The 16,977-nt window shown below is 46.7% G+C and carries 14 protein-coding genes and 1 pseudogene; 6 read left to right on the top strand and 9 right to left on the bottom strand.

Annotation, left to right across the window (positions count from 1 at the left end; genetic code table 11):
- Positions 1–363: 363 nt before the first annotated feature.
- Positions 364–738 (top strand): nuclear transport factor 2 family protein, encoded by a 375-nt coding sequence (locus ATN88_RS06255; protein ID WP_067413013.1) that lies wholly within the window; start codon positions 364–366, stop codon positions 736–738.
- Here the strand turns inward: ATN88_RS06255 and ATN88_RS06250 are convergent.
- Together ATN88_RS06250 and ATN88_RS06245 are read right to left on the bottom strand one after the other, a co-directional pair.
- Positions 735–1,313, bottom strand: coding sequence for an HD domain-containing protein (locus ATN88_RS06250; protein ID WP_067413010.1), 579 nt, complete (start codon positions 1,311–1,313; stop codon positions 735–737). The genes ATN88_RS06255 and ATN88_RS06250 overlap by 4 nt on opposite strands.
- A gap of 70 nt (positions 1,314–1,383) precedes the next feature.
- A pseudogene (locus ATN88_RS06245) lies at positions 1,384–1,739 on the bottom strand (YkvA family protein).
- 234 nt (positions 1,740–1,973) lie between these two features.
- On the opposite strand from ATN88_RS06245, the gene ATN88_RS06240 reads away from it, so the two are divergent.
- Entirely contained in the window at positions 1,974–2,999 is a 1,026-nt protein-coding gene (locus tag ATN88_RS06240) for a potassium channel protein (protein WP_067413006.1), read from the top strand.
- Positions 3,000–3,357: 358 nt separating this feature from the next.
- Positions 3,358–5,187 carry a hypothetical protein gene (locus tag ATN88_RS06235; protein WP_067413002.1) on the top strand — a complete coding sequence of 610 codons (1,830 nt, stop codon included), beginning with the start codon at positions 3,358–3,360 and terminating at the stop codon, positions 5,185–5,187.
- Positions 5,188–5,255: 68 nt separating this feature from the next.
- Here the strand turns inward: ATN88_RS06235 and ATN88_RS06230 are convergent, their stop codons facing one another.
- The 5 genes from ATN88_RS06230 to ATN88_RS06210 form a co-directional block, all read right to left on the bottom strand.
- Entirely contained in the window at positions 5,256–6,224 is a 969-nt protein-coding gene (locus ATN88_RS06230) for a GTPase (protein ID WP_067412999.1), read from the bottom strand.
- Positions 6,225–6,391: 167 nt separating this feature from the next.
- Positions 6,392–7,432, bottom strand: a complete 1,041-nt coding sequence (locus tag ATN88_RS06225) for a GTPase family protein (protein WP_067412996.1) — start codon at positions 7,430–7,432, stop codon at positions 6,392–6,394.
- Between the two features lie 214 nt (positions 7,433–7,646).
- The gene (locus tag ATN88_RS06220) at positions 7,647–8,885 is read right to left on the bottom strand and encodes a DNA/RNA non-specific endonuclease (RefSeq protein WP_067412993.1); all 1,239 of its coding nucleotides are present in this window, start codon (positions 8,883–8,885) and stop codon (positions 7,647–7,649) included.
- A gap of 163 nt (positions 8,886–9,048) precedes the next feature.
- Positions 9,049–9,396, bottom strand: coding sequence for an FtsB family cell division protein (locus tag ATN88_RS06215; RefSeq protein WP_067412989.1), 348 nt, complete (start codon positions 9,394–9,396; stop codon positions 9,049–9,051).
- 7 nt (positions 9,397–9,403) lie between these two features.
- Positions 9,404–9,778, bottom strand: coding sequence for a VOC family protein (locus ATN88_RS06210; RefSeq protein ID WP_067412985.1), 375 nt, complete (start codon positions 9,776–9,778; stop codon positions 9,404–9,406).
- Positions 9,779–9,979: 201 nt separating this feature from the next.
- Here ATN88_RS06210 and ATN88_RS06205 point away from each other — a divergent pair, with 201 nt between their 5' ends.
- A complete protein-coding gene (locus ATN88_RS06205; protein WP_067413078.1) occupies positions 9,980–11,599 on the top strand; it encodes a methyl-accepting chemotaxis protein in 1,620 nt (539 codons plus the stop codon).
- Positions 11,600–11,656: 57 nt separating this feature from the next.
- Here ATN88_RS06205 and ATN88_RS06200 read toward each other — a convergent pair whose 3' ends face one another.
- Both ATN88_RS06200 and malX read right to left on the bottom strand, forming a co-directional pair.
- Positions 11,657–12,838, bottom strand: coding sequence for a MalY/PatB family protein (locus ATN88_RS06200; protein ID WP_067412982.1), 1,182 nt, complete (start codon positions 12,836–12,838; stop codon positions 11,657–11,659).
- Positions 12,839–12,919: 81 nt separating this feature from the next.
- Positions 12,920–14,500: a maltose/glucose-specific PTS transporter subunit IIBC gene (gene malX / locus ATN88_RS06195; RefSeq protein WP_067412978.1), complete on the bottom strand. Its 1,581-nt coding sequence runs from the start codon at positions 14,498–14,500 to the stop codon at positions 12,920–12,922.
- Between the two features lie 314 nt (positions 14,501–14,814).
- On the opposite strand from malX, the gene malI reads away from it, so the two are divergent.
- Positions 14,815–15,822, top strand: coding sequence for a Mal regulon transcriptional regulator MalI (gene malI, locus ATN88_RS06190; RefSeq protein ID WP_067412975.1), 1,008 nt, complete (start codon positions 14,815–14,817; stop codon positions 15,820–15,822).
- A 105-nt stretch (positions 15,823–15,927) separates the two neighbouring features.
- Entirely contained in the window at positions 15,928–16,854 is a 927-nt protein-coding gene (locus ATN88_RS06185) for a LysR family transcriptional regulator (protein ID WP_067412970.1), read from the top strand.
- The last annotated feature ends 123 nt before the right edge of the window (positions 16,855–16,977 follow it).

The raw sequence follows: 16,977 nt of genomic DNA, 5'->3' as shown, positions 1-16,977 counted from the left end.
TAGGTATTTCTCAAACTATTTTCATCAGACAACATTTATAAATCGCACAAAAACAAATCAATAAACCCATAACTCAATGTATTCTAACAAATTAACCCTTATTTTATGATTGCGATTTACCTACTTTTCTTCAAAGGCATGACCGATATCGAATTGCAAAATGAGTAACTTCTCGCTTAGTAACGCTAAGCCACGTCTTTCTGTATGGACACAAAACGAGCAAACGCCTACTCGTCTACTCCACGCTACCACCTTTCAATTGTTCTATTTTTGCGAACAGTAAATTCTATTAACGCTATTTTTTGGCCTAATTAGCCACGGTAATCTTGCCTCAAACCTATCAAGATAACGTTGGAAAGAAAAATGACGAATAAAAATGTATTAGCGGCTTGCATGGAAGGCATTGATAACTGGAAGAAAGCGTTTAATGCTCAAGATGCCAAAGGGTGTGCAGAACAATACACGGAAGGTTGCATTATGCACGCTCGCCCATTCGGCACCTTTGAACGACGAGCAGCAATCGAAGAATTCTGGCAAGGCATTATCGATCAGGGATTCGAAGACGTGTCATACACCGATGTTTCTTGGGAGTCGATTGGTTCAGACGGCTACATTCTTTCTGCAAAATGGACCATGAATAAGGCGTTTGGCGTAATTCACCGCGAACATTGGGTGGTTGATAGTGATGGAAAAGCGCGACTGGTTTCAGACGACTTTGAAGTGCTGGGCGACCGTTAATACGTATCGTTATTCTTCGCTAACGCTTCAGTCTCGACATCGATCATTGCGCGAATTTCGGCGGTTAAGGTGTTGCTGTCCGTGTATTTTCTTCCGTAAGACAGGTTGAAGCCATAGTTAAAATCTTGTGGATTTTGCCCTTGGGTGTGCTGAAGCAATGTTTCGATTTTGTCGAAAGCCTTAGCAAGCTTGGCTTCTTGCGTTGAGGCAGTATTGTATTCATCCCAAAGGCGCAATATTTCATCTTGAAGCGATGTGGGCAGAGGGTTTATCAAGGTGATTAAATCCTCTCGCTCTTGAGTCGTCTTGTCACTTCCCACAACCTGATCGACAGCAGCAATGTCACCGCCAATCACTTCCCCCAAGTCATGAATGATGCACATTTTGATAAGCTTGAGCGCATCAATATTCGGGAACTGCTCAGCAAACAACATCACCATTAAACTTAAACGCCACGTATGCTCCGCCGTGCTTTCCTGCCGACCGTTAGAGGTGTGAGCGGAACGCAATGTGTTCTTCAGCTGCTCTGTGCTTCTCAAAAATTCAAGAATGCCGACTAGCTCGTTGTTTTTCATCAGGACACACCGCTCTCTCTGTTTACTCGTTTGCAGACTAATATCACGTCACCTCTGGTGAGTGATAACACTAAGATGGATTCTCATCCTTCTTGAACCATCTGTTCAGTTTTTCCGTCGCTTTTTCTGTGTGCTCTGGTTTCACATACATTACCACGGCAGCGGCTGCCGCAAATAATACGCCTAAGTCTCGGAAAAGCCGACAGCGGGTGTGAGATCTGGAATGGCGTCAATTGGGGCAATGAAATAGCCCAAAGAAGCAAAGATGGTGGTTTTCGCCCATTTTGGTGTGTCGGCGTCCGTGGCGGAGTAGTATAAGGTCAGTGCCTTTTCGAGGACTTCATAACCCGCTTTCTGAGCAAAACCCTTCGCTTTGTCCCAAAATCGTTCGTCGGAATATTCATCAAGAAATTTGTTGTCACTCATCATTTCATCCCTCTTACTTCGCGTGTCTAGCGTTCAGACATTCTCACCACACGGAAAAACACGAATACTCTCAGGCTTTAATCTCTCAGTGAGATCCCAATCACACTCATCCATAACCAGCAAAGAAAGCCTATCTAAGGCTGTTATAGTCAAACCCAAATGTAACAGAATGAAAATGGTCAAATTGGTTTTACCGCCATTTTATACCCAATCAACCTGATAGGACGCTAGTTGATGACAAAATGGTACATGGTGCGACGCTGGGTAGCCTCTCAGTTTCAGCATTTACGAGGGAGGCATGTCGCTATTGCGGTCATTGCCTACGCCATCTTGAGCTGGATATTGCTCAATGCCGCTGGCGAACAGGCCCTCACGACGCCCTTTGTAGATTTTATTTACTACCTCATTGTTACTGCATCTACCGTTGGGTATGGCGACTACTCGCCAACAACCGAAGCGGGAAAGTGGATCGTGTCATTTTTTGTCATTCCCTGTGGTCTCAGCATTTTTGCTGTGAGCGTCGGGCGGTTGGCAAGCTTAACCATTGAATACTGGCGTAAAGGATTACTTGGAAAAAGGAGCGTTGACGTGTCTGGACATATTTTGATTTTAGGTTGGAATGAAAGTCGAACTCTCCACCTGATAGACATGTTGCTTCACGAAGAAAAGGATAAACGCCCTATCGTGTTGTGCGTCCGTGCAGAAATCGAAAACCCATTACCCAAAGAAATCGATTTTGTACGCACGACCAGTTTCACCGACGAAACGGCCATGTCTCGCGCGGGCGTTCAAGACGCTGAATGCATTATTATTGATAACCCTGAGGATGACATTACATTCGCTGCTGCGCTGTTTTGTGCCAGCAAGAACCCTGATGTGCATATTCTGGCTTATTTCCAAGAAGATGTACTCAGCGATCTGCTAAAAACGCACTGTCCAAACGCCGAGTGTGTTCCCTCCGTATCTGTCGAAATGCTGGCAAAGTCCGCGGTTGATCCGGGCTCATCAGAACTACACCACGAACTGTTAAATACGCGCAAAGGTATGACACAGTACGCCGTTACCTACCCAGCCAATGCCAAACACACTACGGTGAGCGACATATTCCTTCGCATGAAGCAGAACTATGATGCGACCCTCATTGGTATTCGCAGAGATAACCATGTTCGCCTGAATCCAAGTTTGGATGAAGACGTGAAACCCAACGATTTGCTGTTTTATATCGCTGACGAACGTGTCCATGATTTTAAGTGGGAATAATCTTTTTTGTTCGGTGCGGCATTAAACCTTGTGTTTAATGCCGCATCGAATCGACGCTTTATAATTCAGTTAGCGTTTCTAGTCGCCCCCCTAATTCCCCCTTCACAGTTTCTCTCGAAACAATTAAGAATAAGTCCCATTTAATAGTTAAGAATATCATTGAGTTAGAATGTTCTTATGCGACTTTATCACTTTACTTTCTGACAGTTACAATTAGTCAATAGAAAATGAATGCTCACCAATGAGACTCATTGTAATTATTTTTCTTTACAGGTATTAAAACCAAAACAAATTACTATTTTAGGAGTCCATAGACTTTCCTTGGCTTTAAAGACAGTTGGCATAACAAGGATAACCAATGAAAAAGAAAATAATTGCAAGTCTGGTACTCGCTGCAGCAACCACGCCTTCGCTCGTCAATGCGAATTGCTTTGGCAATGTGTACTCCATGAATGCAGGACGCGGTCATGAAGGTTTCATTATGGACTTGAAAGAGACTCAAAGGCTTTCTGGCACCTATAACGGTGACCGCGCAATAAAAGCGTCGAAAGCATTATTTAGCGCATCCGCGATGGCTTACGATGAAACCACAAACCGCACATATTATGTAAGCTCTCCTCGTCCAACTGAATACCACGTCGATAATATCGAAGGCGACGTCAGTTCCGACCAATTCAAGAACCTTGATTTTCATGCGTCAGACGTGATGCAAAATCAGTTGGCATATTATGACCATGCGTCAGGTGTCAATGTGATCGTGGGTGGTATACCGCGCAACGTTTACCGCATGGTTTTTGACCCGACACAAAACCAATTGGTTGCTTCCGATCAAGCAAAGGTATTCACCATCAACCCCAATAACGCCCGCGTCAACGTCAAAGGCAGCTTTGATGAGGGTTTAAGAAACGGCGGGTTCACAAGCTGGGGAGACTTTGTTTTCTACAAAGATCAGTTGCTTTATATCACCAACAACCGCTCTTACACCCTAGATTTGGATACTGACCCAATCGGACATGAACTCTTTGGCTTCCACTTCACTGACTTCATTACTGCAGCCACCTTAGATCAGAATGGTCAGGTATTGATTGCGGCGAAAAATCAGAACGTAAACGGCAACGTCAACAGCACATGGCTTTGGCGTATGAAACCGGAAACTGGGGAAAAACAACCTGTAGGTTTATTCCCAACTCGAATCAGCGCACTCACCACAAACACTCAAGAGCTTCACGAATGCTATGACAGGACGGTGTTTAAAGACGAAGAACCTGGACCTGAAATCGAGGTGAAAGGCGGTGAAGTGAACGAAGGGGAAGATGCAGTATTCACCATCACCTTTAACCCCGTTTACGAGCAAGACACTGACATTAACCTCGCACTTGAGGATGTTACCGCCATTTACTCAAGCGGCACCTATGACTATTTTGCGAACTCAGCGGCCATTGATTTAGGCACAGAAGTCGTGATGGGTGGCAGTGAGATTACCCGTCAAAAACGCGTGACCATTCCAGCCGGTACGGAAAGCATTACGGTAAAAGTACCGGTGAGGGATGACCACTATTATGAGGTCCCTTATGAGACCTTCCGTTTGGCTGTTTGGTCTGATCTCAATCGCGACAGTTTGACGAAAGCCACCATGACCATCATTGATGACGAGAACGAATATGCAGGGCTATGCGGCGAGAATTTCACCCCACAAGCCACCTTTTCATCACGAATTCCAGGTGAGAGTCGAGACGATTTTCAAGTCAAACTAGACTGTGAAACAGGGGTTCTGAGCTTTATTGATGACTATGCCGTTCAAGGCAATAAGATCTCTGGTTCAGTGACGTGGTATTACCTGGACGAATATAATACTTCAAACAATTTATACGGCGTAAACGCTTTTAGTTCGATCATTAATACCGAACAGGGCACACAAGCAGATAGCATCGAATATTTAAACCCTGTCGGCGTGGGTGACTCAGTCGGTCCTGAAATAATCAAGAATGTTTATCAAGTAAACAGTAATATCACGATGCATAAACCCGGCAACCACTCTTGTGGTGGTGCGTATTCCCACTTCACTTTTAACCTCGTGTATGACGCCATCAATAAGGGTCCCATTTCATGTCAGGTCGTAGCGGAAGAGGCTTACTGTGATGGGATATTTACCCGTTACGCCATTCAGCGAAATTCAACCTGCCGGTAAATTCAATCTACCGTTAAATGGATACAAAAAAGCGAGCAGATAGCTCGCTTTTTATTTCATTCAATGCTTCATGCAAGGTTAAATGATTTTCTTAAATTTCGTCTTAGCAAGTAGCCCAGCTCTCTACCCTGTTTACCTAAATAGGCTCCCAGTAAACCACCAAAACGTGAGCCGTCTTTTGAGCCTTCGTATAGGCTGTCAAACAAGGTGTTTTCAACCTCAGCAAGATAGTTTCTTCTGTCATCCCCATCAAACCACGCCAGTGACTGTTGGTTGAGAGGCGTATCGATCAAGGTGAGTTTTTTCTCTGCGGGCAACTTTTCTAGCATCGCTGCCATCAACTTCATCAGGTTAAATGGACGGGTTGATTCACCTTGCCTCGTCAGCTCTGCCGCGATGCAGACAGGCGCGATCTCCAGCCCAGACTCATCCAACAAGCAATGACGCAGCAGTGTCGCTGTGCTCTCAGGCCAAATTTCCACTTCAGGCGACGGCGAGTCCATCACGAAATCCCAGTCATAGGCATAACTGGCTACGTCAATCTTGTTCAACGCAACGACCAGTCGATTATCAAACTCACTGCCTAGCGCAGGAACAATCACCTCAGTGATCAACCGATACCCGTCGTTCAAATTCCTTTCAGCCGCATCCATAACGACAACCACCATGTCAATCAGCGGGTTGCCATCAGCATCGTTTTCACTCAAGGTGGCCCCAATTTGCATTTCAAGCAGCTTGTCGTGATCCTTGTTGCCACTCAGCCCGGGATAATCCCATACCACTAACTCACCCGCTTGGTAGCGTAAAATGCCCGTTGTGACATCCAGCTCACCAGATGCTGTAAACGCCTCACCAAACATGGCTTTTATCGTCGCAGTTTTGCCTACGCCCTGCGGACCAGCAAACATGACGTTGAGTGGATGCCCTTCAAGCTCATGCATGCGAAGTTGTAAAACCGCCTTCTTGAATTCATCGATCAGCGAAGACTGGCTAACTTCCAGCGCGAGTTGGCGAGAAAATGACTGAATGCTTTCCATAGAAATTTACCTCAATGAGTACGACTTATTCCTTTTAACCATCTGCAACTATACGCAAAGCAATCGATGGAATTTGTCTCGCTCTTGATAGTAAAGAGCGATTTTTCTCGAACGCAACGCAATAAAAAGCCAGCAGTTTCGCTGGCTTTTTACAGAACGATTGACGGTTACAAGCTAATGCCAAATTGCTTTCTTAAGGCATCACAAACGATCTCGCCCAGTGCACGTCCATTCCTGCCGAGGAACGCACCTAGCTGACCACCAAATCTGTCGCCATCTCTCGCACCAAGATGCAGGTTATCAAAGCACAGATTTTCGACACTTTGCAGGTATAAGAGCCTGTCATCATGATCACGCCAGTAGTCGTCACCTTGGGTAAATGGCTGATTCAACAAAAGCAGACGTTTCTCTTCTGGCAGTGTCACCATCATGCGGGCAACGACTTTCATCAGGTTGTAAGGACGATTTGCTGGTGAGTCACCTGCCAACGCGCTGTAAGCGATTGGGCGCGTTTGCACACCCGTGTTGTGGATCAAGCGATAGCGAATCGTTGCCGCCGTGCAATCCAGCCAGATTTCCGCGTCAAGGGGCATCAATTGGTTAGAAGCAGTGCCTCTGATGTTTTGCGCCACTTTGTCCGCTTTATTCATCAATACCATCAGACGGTTTTCGGTTTGTCTGCCGAGCATTGGTACCAGTGTGTCGCTGATATCTCGATAGCAGCTTTCGAGGTTATTACTGGTTGCATCTAACACCACCAGCACCAAATCCACCAAGGGTCTGCCTTGTTCATCACTTTCAGAGAGCAATGAACCTAATTCATTAGTCGCTTGTTGCGGATTATCACTGTCACTTGGCAATCTCGCTTCCCACAGCGTTAGCTGCGCAAGATCGTTACGGACAATCATACTTTTATTTGGGGCATCATTTGTCCAATCATGTTCGCCAAACAATGCACTCAGCGTGGTCGACTTACCGACGTTTTCCGCACCTACCATTAAGATATTGAGAGACTCAGAAGACAACGCGGCAATGCGTTGTTGAATACGTATTTTGTAGTCATCTTCGATGGTGGTAGAAGCACTGATGTGCTGGCTGACTTCAGCGAAAAAAGACAATGCGTGAGGCTGAACCTTTGCCGTATCACCCTTATCTTCCTTCATTAACGCCCTAAAAATTTGGGTGTCTACGTTGTTTTCCATGTGCATGGTGGTGGTTCTCCTCTTTGCTAGATTCACTGCTGAACCGGACACCTTTCCACTATATGCATGTATTGGCAGCCAAGACTGTCTCGCACTTGATAGAGACCGTAAGTTTTTCTGACTCTGCGTTATAAGGTATTGAAGTCTCTGAGAGAGGGAATTCGATGCCTGATGAAAATGAAAAAGCCCGCCAACGCGGACTTATCAAAAAGCACTAAAACTATAAGGAGGTGGGCTCCATAAAGAGCACTGGTTTTCCTGCTTTGACCTCTTTTTCTTGGTAGATCACCCAGTCAATTCGAGCACCATCGGCATCGTACAGCTCAAGGGTATCACCATTGTTGTTTAACTGAATCACACTAAGGTGCTGAACATGAGAGGCACCCGGCGCAAGTTTGGTGATAGAAAGTTGTTCGCGCTTACTGGCTCTATCAACCAAGGTCCAGCCTGTCATATCAATCTCATTGCCTGACAGGTTAATCATGCTCACCCATTCATTTCCTGCATCCACACCATCTGGATTGACCAAGGCAGCAATGAGGTAAACGTCTACATCATCATCGCGAATTGTCTTTCGAGTTTGCCCTGGCGAGATAATGTCTTCGTTTCGCGTGATCTCAATGCGTTCTGGTGTATCAACCACATTCATCGGATTACCGTCCGGTTGATTACTGAAGAACAAAGGATTGGCCGAATACATTTTCGGGTCAAAGATCAGCCCAGTCAGTTCTTCCACTTCCATCAAGCTGGTTTGATACACCACATTGTCATAGCCAACACGCCGAGATGCCTGTTTATCACGAAGTGCCTCGCGGTCTTGGTATTGGATAAAGGCGCGAACTTCCAACTCTCCTTCTTGATTCACGAACGCCAGCACCTTGAAAAAGCCCGCAGGAACCCGAGCGATAGGTAAACCATCTGGCGTAATTGAACGGTCGGTGTCGCCATAAATGCAGCCGTTGAAGCTCAGAACTTTTCCATCCTGTGCATCTTGCAAATTGCGGGCGTACTCTTCGAGCGAGAGCCATTCATCTTGATTGAGGTTGGCGTGTTGCAGCGCGGCATTGGTGTAATAAAAGGTTTCGTTCGCATTACGTTGCGCTTCGGTTTGCGTCTGACCAAATCCCGCCGTAGAGCGTCTAGCCAGATGACCTCGGTCGTAAGGATTTTGGTAATAGTACTCAGGACCCAGCACATCAAAATCATCGAACCTATAATCCATTCGCCATTTTCCGCGCCGCTTGGTGGATTTAAACAACGTCTGGTCAAACTGGAAGGCCACCACGGCAGCAGAACGCTTATCTTCATCAGCGTTGATCACAATGCTGAAATTGGGATAGTCGGCTATGTAGCCTTCTCTTAATTCGTCACTCCTTGCGACAGTCATGCTGAGATTTGAAGACAACTTGGGAAATTCAATGGTGAAACCATTGAGAAAATGCGGGTTGTAGCCTGTCATGAAATGTCCTCTACGCTGATTGAATTAGCCATACACGGCAAGGCTTAACCAGCGTAGAAGAGAAGTGCTGAATTTCGGTGACGGTCCGATGATAAAATGGCGTTGTCCAACTTATTTGTCAGATTTCCCAAAAAGTTACGTCACCCAATGTCGAGCTTGAGAATCAGTCTTCAGTACTGCACTTCACGCTGGATTCAAAGCAGGTGCCATCTTTTTCGGCACACTTTTCTAGGACACGCCCTTTTGCTTCTGCTTTGGTGTAGCCAGTGCCGTAAATACCACCTGCTCTCAAGTCGTCAAGGTAACATCCCCAGCGACTAGAGATTGAAGAATCGCCTTGTTCTCGCTCTAGCTGCCGTACTCTTCGTTCTAACTGCTTCACTTGTCTTTGCAGTTCACGAATTTCCTGACGTACCGAGTTATTACCTAAAAAATTTTCTTCCTCAAAGGCATAGGAAGAACTGGCCGCAAATACCGCAACCACTGCAATGATTATCTTAATCGTTTTCACAACGTCCTCACCCGATAACTAAACAAACCGCTTCTATCTTATTCCCATCGAGATCTTTTATATACGCTGCGTAATAGCCATCCCCATATTCAGCGCGGTATCCGGGTGCTCCATCGCATTTCCCACCCTGTTCAATCGCTGCTTGATGGAAGGCATTCACCGCCTCTTTCGAAGGCGCGGTCAAAGCGATATGTACGCCGTTTCCTGCACTCGCTTTGCCGGCATACGGTAAGCCAACCCAAAACTCGAACTGAGCCCCATACGCGGCAGCAACTCCCTCAATCGTATGGGTGCGAGAGACGGAAAGAGTTTCCATGACAGCATCGTAGAAACGCATGGCGGATTGAAGATCTGACGTTCCGACTGAAACATGATTGAGCATTTCCTTACCCTTATTCAATATTCACCAATTTGAATATTATCGCCAAAATACTGTTTATAAAAACAGTTATAATACGCTAATTCGTTGTGAAGTAAGCCGAAGTTTTGTTTGTATCATGGATTATTGATGACTCTGTAACCAAAACGACACACGCCGAAAATAGGTTGTACGCGCCCAAGTTAATAAGAAGTAGGTATGACTATGAGCGTACGCCAAAGGTTGCTGATCGCATTTACGTTATTCATTGTGTCGACGATAGGGTTAGCTAGCATGGCTCTCTGGATTTCGTCACGATCTTCCGATTCCTATTCGACGTACATTAACCAACAACTACCGGAAGTGTGGACCTTGATGGCGTTGGAGCGAAATCAGCGCACACTTGTGACGCTGTCACAAAAAGTGAAAGCGCAGTTGTTGTTTTGGAGTGAGGTTGAACAACAGTTTGAGCTTTTCAAAGTTGATTATGCGTACACCTGGAACGCCATTGACCGCTACCCCGAGCTTGCTGCTTGGCACCAACAGCATATTGGTGAGAAAGAAAAGCTCGATTTATACATAGAGAAGTTTGAGAAAACGATAAAAGACAAAAGCTTCTATGATGCAGGTCGCCTTGTCGATTTCGACATGTATCCCGCTGTTGATCCGTTACTTGCCTCTATTGATGAGAAGCTTGCCGACAGGCAAAAGCACGCTCGACTGTCTGCGAACAACTTGATCTCATTTCTCGACAATCAATCGTCTGTGATTTATGTCGTTGGAAGCTTGGCACTTGCGCTGTCCGTGGCTCTGATGCTTTGGCTCCGCAGAACCGTCATTGTAAGGCTGAACAATATTTCCCTTCAGCTTACAAATATCGATGTTAACTCTGATCTGACGGTAAGAATTAACGATAAATACCGCGATGAAGTGAGCGCAGTTGCAACCGCATCTAACAATCTCCTCGAGAAATTCAGTACTTTTGTCACGCACATCCAAGCGCGTTCTGGTGAGCTTGCTTTGCAGTCTGACACGCTTGATACCCAGCATCGCCATGTCTCAGACATCAATGTGAATACACAAAACCAAATCACCGAAGTCGCGCACTCACTCACCGTGATGGAAAGTGCTACATCGGAGATTGCGTCAGCAATGACAAATACCCGCGAATGCATCAGCAAGTTGGCAATAGACAACGAAGAGCTAACCTCTCAAATGAGCACGACGCAAAAATCCATCTCGCACAGCGTAGAAGCCGTCAGTAGCGTCGAACTCACCATGGACAGCCTTAAAGTTACCAGTGAGAAAATCGCGAAAGTGATGGGCGTTATCGAAGACATTGCCGAGCAAACCAACCTGCTCGCTTTGAACGCCGCGATTGAAGCCGCCCGTGCGGGTGAATACGGCAGAGGGTTTGCCGTTGTTGCAGATGAAGTGCGAAACCTCTCACTCAGAACCTCTGAATCAACAGGTGACATTCGCAACTGGATCAATGATTTGCTCAATCAAGTGGAGAAAGCAAGCAAACTCCTACAAGACACAAAACACGCAAGCGAAGAAAACCAAACCGCGGGTATCCAATTGCAACACTACTTGGCCGAGATGAACCGCACCTTCGCTGGGCTTGAGCAGTTGAGCGCAGAAGTGGAAGCGGCTTTGTCTTCACAACATCAAGAGCTTGGACAATTAACAGAAAGACGCCGCTCGCTGAAACACGACAGCCAATCACTCACCGAAGCCATTTCAACCACCAGCAATGTGAGCAGCCAACTGAGCACCCAATCTTCAACGTTAACGAAGTTGATCGAGCAGTTTAGAACGACGGAATCTCGTGCTGTCGCTTAAGCAAAAAGCCCAGAAACTCGCTGGGCTTTTCTTCTTTCAGACACAATGATTTGTCTGTTAGCAATGGATTTGCATCTTCGCCACACCTATCAAGGCTTCCAAACCAGCCTCGACTTTCGAACGCGCACAGCCAAGATTTAGTCGGACATATCCTCGTCCCATCTCGCCGTAGACACTGCCATCCATAATGGCGACGTTAAAGTGCTCAATCAGGTCCTTTTGAAGTTTTGCCATATCCAGATTCAGTGATGTTAAATCTATCCAGCCCAGATACGTGGCATCAGGCACGTGGTAGTTCACTGAAGGGAAAGCTTCTTTCAGTCGCGCACTCACATACTCATGGCTTTCACGCACATACGCATTTAGAGAATCCAGCCACTCTTCACCTTCATTGTAAGCCGCCATCATGCCAATCACACCAAGGATAGAGGGAGAAGACAGCCCATCCACTTCTTTTAACTTGAACAGGTAGTCATTGCGTGCTTTCTCATTAGGAATAAACGCATAAGCACCATTTAAAGCTGGAATGTTGAATGACTTCGATGCTGAGGTCACCAATGCCCAACGCTGGTCCATGCCGAAGCCCAGAAACGGTGTGTGCTTTTTAAATACAACATCCATATGAATTTCGTCAGAAATCAGTGCCACATCATGCAAATCACAAAGCTCTGCAACGCGTGTTAACTCATCACGCGACCAAACACGTCCGGTTGGATTATGCGGGCTGCAAAGGAGGAAGATTGTCGTGTCTGCCTGTGAGAGCTGCTCTTCTAACTGCACCCAGTTGATTTCCCAACCGTCAGCCGTTTTTAGCAGCGGGTTACGAATACAACGTCGGCCTGAACCTTCCACCAACTTATCAAACGCATCATAGGCCGGAGTCTGGAACACCACGCCATCACCTGCATGGCTCCACTTCTCAATTAACTTTGCGATGATGTAAATCACCGATGGCCCATAGACAATAGTGTCTTTATCAATCAGGGCATCAAAACGGCGTTGGTACCAGCTCTCAATCGCACCTTTAAAATCGTCATGATTCCAACGGCTGTAGCCCAATACAGGGTGCTCAAGGCGCGCTTTCAGCGCATTCATCACGGCTTCTGGTGCCGCAAAGTCCATGTCTGAAATGGTAAATGGCAGCAATCCCGCTTTGCCGAATCGGTCCTGAACATAATCCCACTGGGTGCAATAGGTGCCCATGCGATCAATTGGGGTATCAAAATCTATTTTGCTCATGAGTCTTTCAAACCTCATCTGAAACAGGAAAACCCTCGGGCCAATTAAGTCTCCGAGGGTTTAAAAGGGGGAACCGAGAGCTTAGCTCGCTGTCGCTGAAATCAATGCCTGCATTTCATTTTTAACCAAATGCACCTGCGTACCGATAACCACTTGTAGGTTGTGCGCATCAAGCTTCACCACACCCAGTGCGCCGTAAGCTTTTAGCTTCTTATCATCAACCAAATCCATGTTCTTCACTGACATACGAAGACGTGTAATGCAGTTATCCAGTGAGGTGATGTTATCTTTGCCACCCAGTGCCGCAAGGATAGCTGCGCCTTTGCCTGATTCATTGATGAATGCCGCTTCCAGCTCAGAATCCACCTCTGCAGTGTCTACTTCACGACCCGGCGTTTTCAGGTTGAACTTAGTAATGGCGAACTTGAACACCGCGTAGTAAACCGCAAACCATACTGCTGCTACAACAGGGACCAGATACCATTTGGTTGCTGTGCCTTGCAGTACACCGAAGACCAAGAAGTCGATGATGTTGCCGTCAGTGTTACCGATGGTCACATCCAGCAGACCCATCACCATGAAGCCAAGGCCGGTCAGGATTGCGTGGATGAAGTACAGTGCAGGCGCAACGAACAGGAACAGGAATTCCAAAGGTTCTGTAATACCGCCAACCACACATGCAACCACACCTGAGATCAGAAGTGCTTTAATCTTGCTGCGGTTTTCTGGTTTCGCACAGTGGTACATTGCCAGTGCCGCACCAGGCAGACCACCCAGGAATGCTGGCATCTTACCTTGAGACAGGAAGGCAGTGACTTCTGGCGTAAAGCCTGTTGTATCAGCACAAGACAGCTCTGAGTAGAAAATGGTCAGTGCACCAGACACTGTTTGGCCACACACTTCCATGGTGCCGCCCGCTTCAGTAAAGCGAACCAGAGCCACCAGAATGTGGTGCAGACCGACAGGAAGAAGAAGACGCTCACCAGTACCGAACAGGAATGGACCGAAAGCGCCAGCACCTGCAATCAGATTACCAATGCCGTTGATACCTGCCGCGAAGTAAGGCCATACGAACGGGATCAATACACCCACAACACCCAGTGTGATAGCTGAGATGATTGGAACAAAGCGCGCACCGCCGAAGAATGCTAATGCGTCAGGCATCTTGAAGGTGTAGAAACGCTGGTGCAGTTTCGCAACGATGATACCGACCATCACCGCGCCCAGAATCCCCGTATCGATTGATTCGATGCCGATGATACTTTTCACGCCGTACGCTTTGCGCTCAACGTCATCACCCAGTACACCGTTCACAGTAAGGAAGAAGTTAATCGCCAAGTTAAACGCTGCGTAGCCAACGAAACCCGCGAACGCTGCAACGCCTTTTTCTTCACGCGCCAGACCGAGAGGGATAGCAATGGCGAACATCACTGGCAGATAAATGAATGCTACCAAGCCAATCTTGGTCATCCACATAAACAGATATTGAAGCAGGGTGTTGTCTAAAAAGGGCATTGCTTCGCGAACTGCATCACTCGACAGTGAGCTACCTACCCCAAGCAAAATACCTGAGAACGCCAGCAATGCGACTGGCAGCATGAAGGTTTTACCTAGGCTTTGCAGAAATTCCCACATGGTGGTTTTTGTTGCTTTAGTTGTCATTACAACTCTCCGAATCATGAGAACATGACAGATGCGCGAGACGCTTAAATTAGAAAGCACCCTGCGCGGCATTTTGTGTTTCCGGGGCGGATATTATGCAAATAAAATTTTGATAAAACGTTTTATCAAAACAATTGTGATCTGCACACACACAGCAAAACCATAATTTTGATCTGGTTTAAATTTTGGGAATTTATCAGTATCCTTTACAGGTAAAACGTTTTATCAAGCGTAAACTGATGATTCTCTCCCCCGCCGGTTTAATATCCTTTTTGACATCACGCTTTGGGGGCATACAGCTTTAAGGAAGGCTCTTGAAAAAAGTGACCATCACGGATGTGGCCGAGCACGCTGGCGTATCTGTTACCACGGTATCCATGGTTCTAGGCAACAAAGGTCGTATCTCCCCGGATACCATCGAAAAGGTCAATAACGCTGTTAATGCGTTGGGGTATGTCCGTAATCGCGCTGCGGCAAATCTTCGATCAAACAGCAGTGAAATTATCGGCCTTATCTTAAAAGACATCAGCGACCCGTATTACGCGCAAGTAGCGGCAGGCCTTTGTGAGGAAACAGAAAAGCAAGGCTATATGGTGTTTCTGGCGCAAAGCGGAGATGACGAAAAATTCGAGCAATGCATTTTGACCATGGCGCGTCAGGGTGTCGGTGGTATTGCGTTTTGTCCAACCAACGAAAACCAGCAAGTTAACGCAGAGGCGCTTAAAGCTCACAATCTGCCACTGGTTTGCATTTCACGCGCTTCACTCAATCAGCCAATTGATTATGTCGGCCCAGACAACGCAAGTGCCGCAAAACTCGCAACGGAATACCTCATCAACCAAGGTCATCGCCGAATCGCCTACGTTGGCGGAAAAAGCAGCTCTTTGTGTCGCGCCGAGCGCGTTGGCGGCTACTGCAGTACCTTGATGCAGTTTGGCCTGCCGTTTAAGCCAGAGTGGGTGGTTGAATGCGATGCGGGTCAAGCTCCCGCGGCAAAAGCGGTTGAGGAACTGCTGTCCAATCATCCGCAAGTGACTGCGGTACTTTGCCATTATTCGTCCACGGCAGTAGGTGCTGTCCACGGCGTACATCGTGTTGGCGGCACGGTTGGCAAAGACAATATCTTCAACAAACAAATTTCGATTGTGGGTTTCGATGCAGTGCAGGAAGCGGAGCTCACGGAGCCACCGATTGTATTTGTGAACTCTGATGCCAGAGAGATCGGCCGCCAAGCTGCTCTTCGTCTCATTGAGCAATTAGAAAAAACCGATGGTACGAGCAGAAAAGTGATTGTTCCACCGCAACTGGTTAATAACGACTAAATCAAAAACCAAAGCGATAAAAGCACGGCAAGAACAAGCTGTTAGTGACCCGGAAGTTGATTTCCTGTTAGTCTGTTTCTAGTCAACTTTCAGGTGGTACTCTCAATGCGTAAAGATTTGTTCTTCAGTCTGGACCTCAATTTACTGAGAACATTTATGGTGCTTTGCCAAGAGCTGAATATGCGAAAAGCCGCAGACAAGCTTTTCGTCACGCAGCCCGCGGTCAGTCAGGCATTAAAGAAATTGCGCTTCCATTTCAATGATGAGCTTTTCACCAAATCACGAAACGGCCTCAAAGCGACACCGTACGCAGAGGAACTGTTTGCCCGATTGAAACCGCATCTGGATGGTTTGAGTGCGGCATTGAATGAGTCATCCGAATTTGACCCTGCAACCATTAATCGTCCACTGCGTATCGCCTTAGCCCCTCAAGTGCTATCTACCCTGGCGGGACGTCTGGTCACGCTGCTGAAAGAGAAAGCCCCGGGCATTGAGCTTCAGTTAGTGAACTGGAATCGCTCAACCTTGGATGAATTGATACAAGGCGAAATTGATTTTGGTATCAACTACGAGCTGGCTTCTACACCGAAAGAAGTCATGACCGAAGCTTTGATTGCCATTCAATCTGCTGTCATCGTGCGTACCGAACACCCGGTTAATCAACCAACCGTGACGCCTCATGATTTGGAAGGCTATGAGCTTGCTACCTTGATTATTCCTGATTGGAACAACAATCAATCATTGGCGGCACAAGTCATGGAGCAGCTTGGTTTGTCCTATTCCATTGGCTTTAGTTCTGAATTACCTTCCGCCATTTTGGACGTCGTCCAACAAACGGACATGTACTTCCCTTCTCATCATTTGTTCCCCATTGAGAGGTTCCCAAACCTACGCATGATGGATGTCGAAATTGACTGTGTTCCATCGACCTATGATGTACTCGGCTACTTCCATCAGAAAGACAGAAACAGTGACTTCACTCACTGGCTAAAAAGCCTTCTGGTTGACGCGTTGGAACAACAGAATCACTAATTACCACCTGGATAGACAATCGCACCAATAAGCATTGCTTATTACTAAGATAACGACGTCTATTTAGATTACAGTTACTTAGCTCCGTAAACTTCCAATCAATCGATAAGGAATCACGGAGTG

It is taken from the genome of Enterovibrio coralii, assembly GCF_001559595.1.
In the GTDB taxonomy this organism is placed as follows: Bacteria; Pseudomonadota; Gammaproteobacteria; order Enterobacterales; family Vibrionaceae; genus Enterovibrio; species Enterovibrio coralii.
This window is presented reverse-complemented; position numbering and strand designations above follow the sequence as displayed.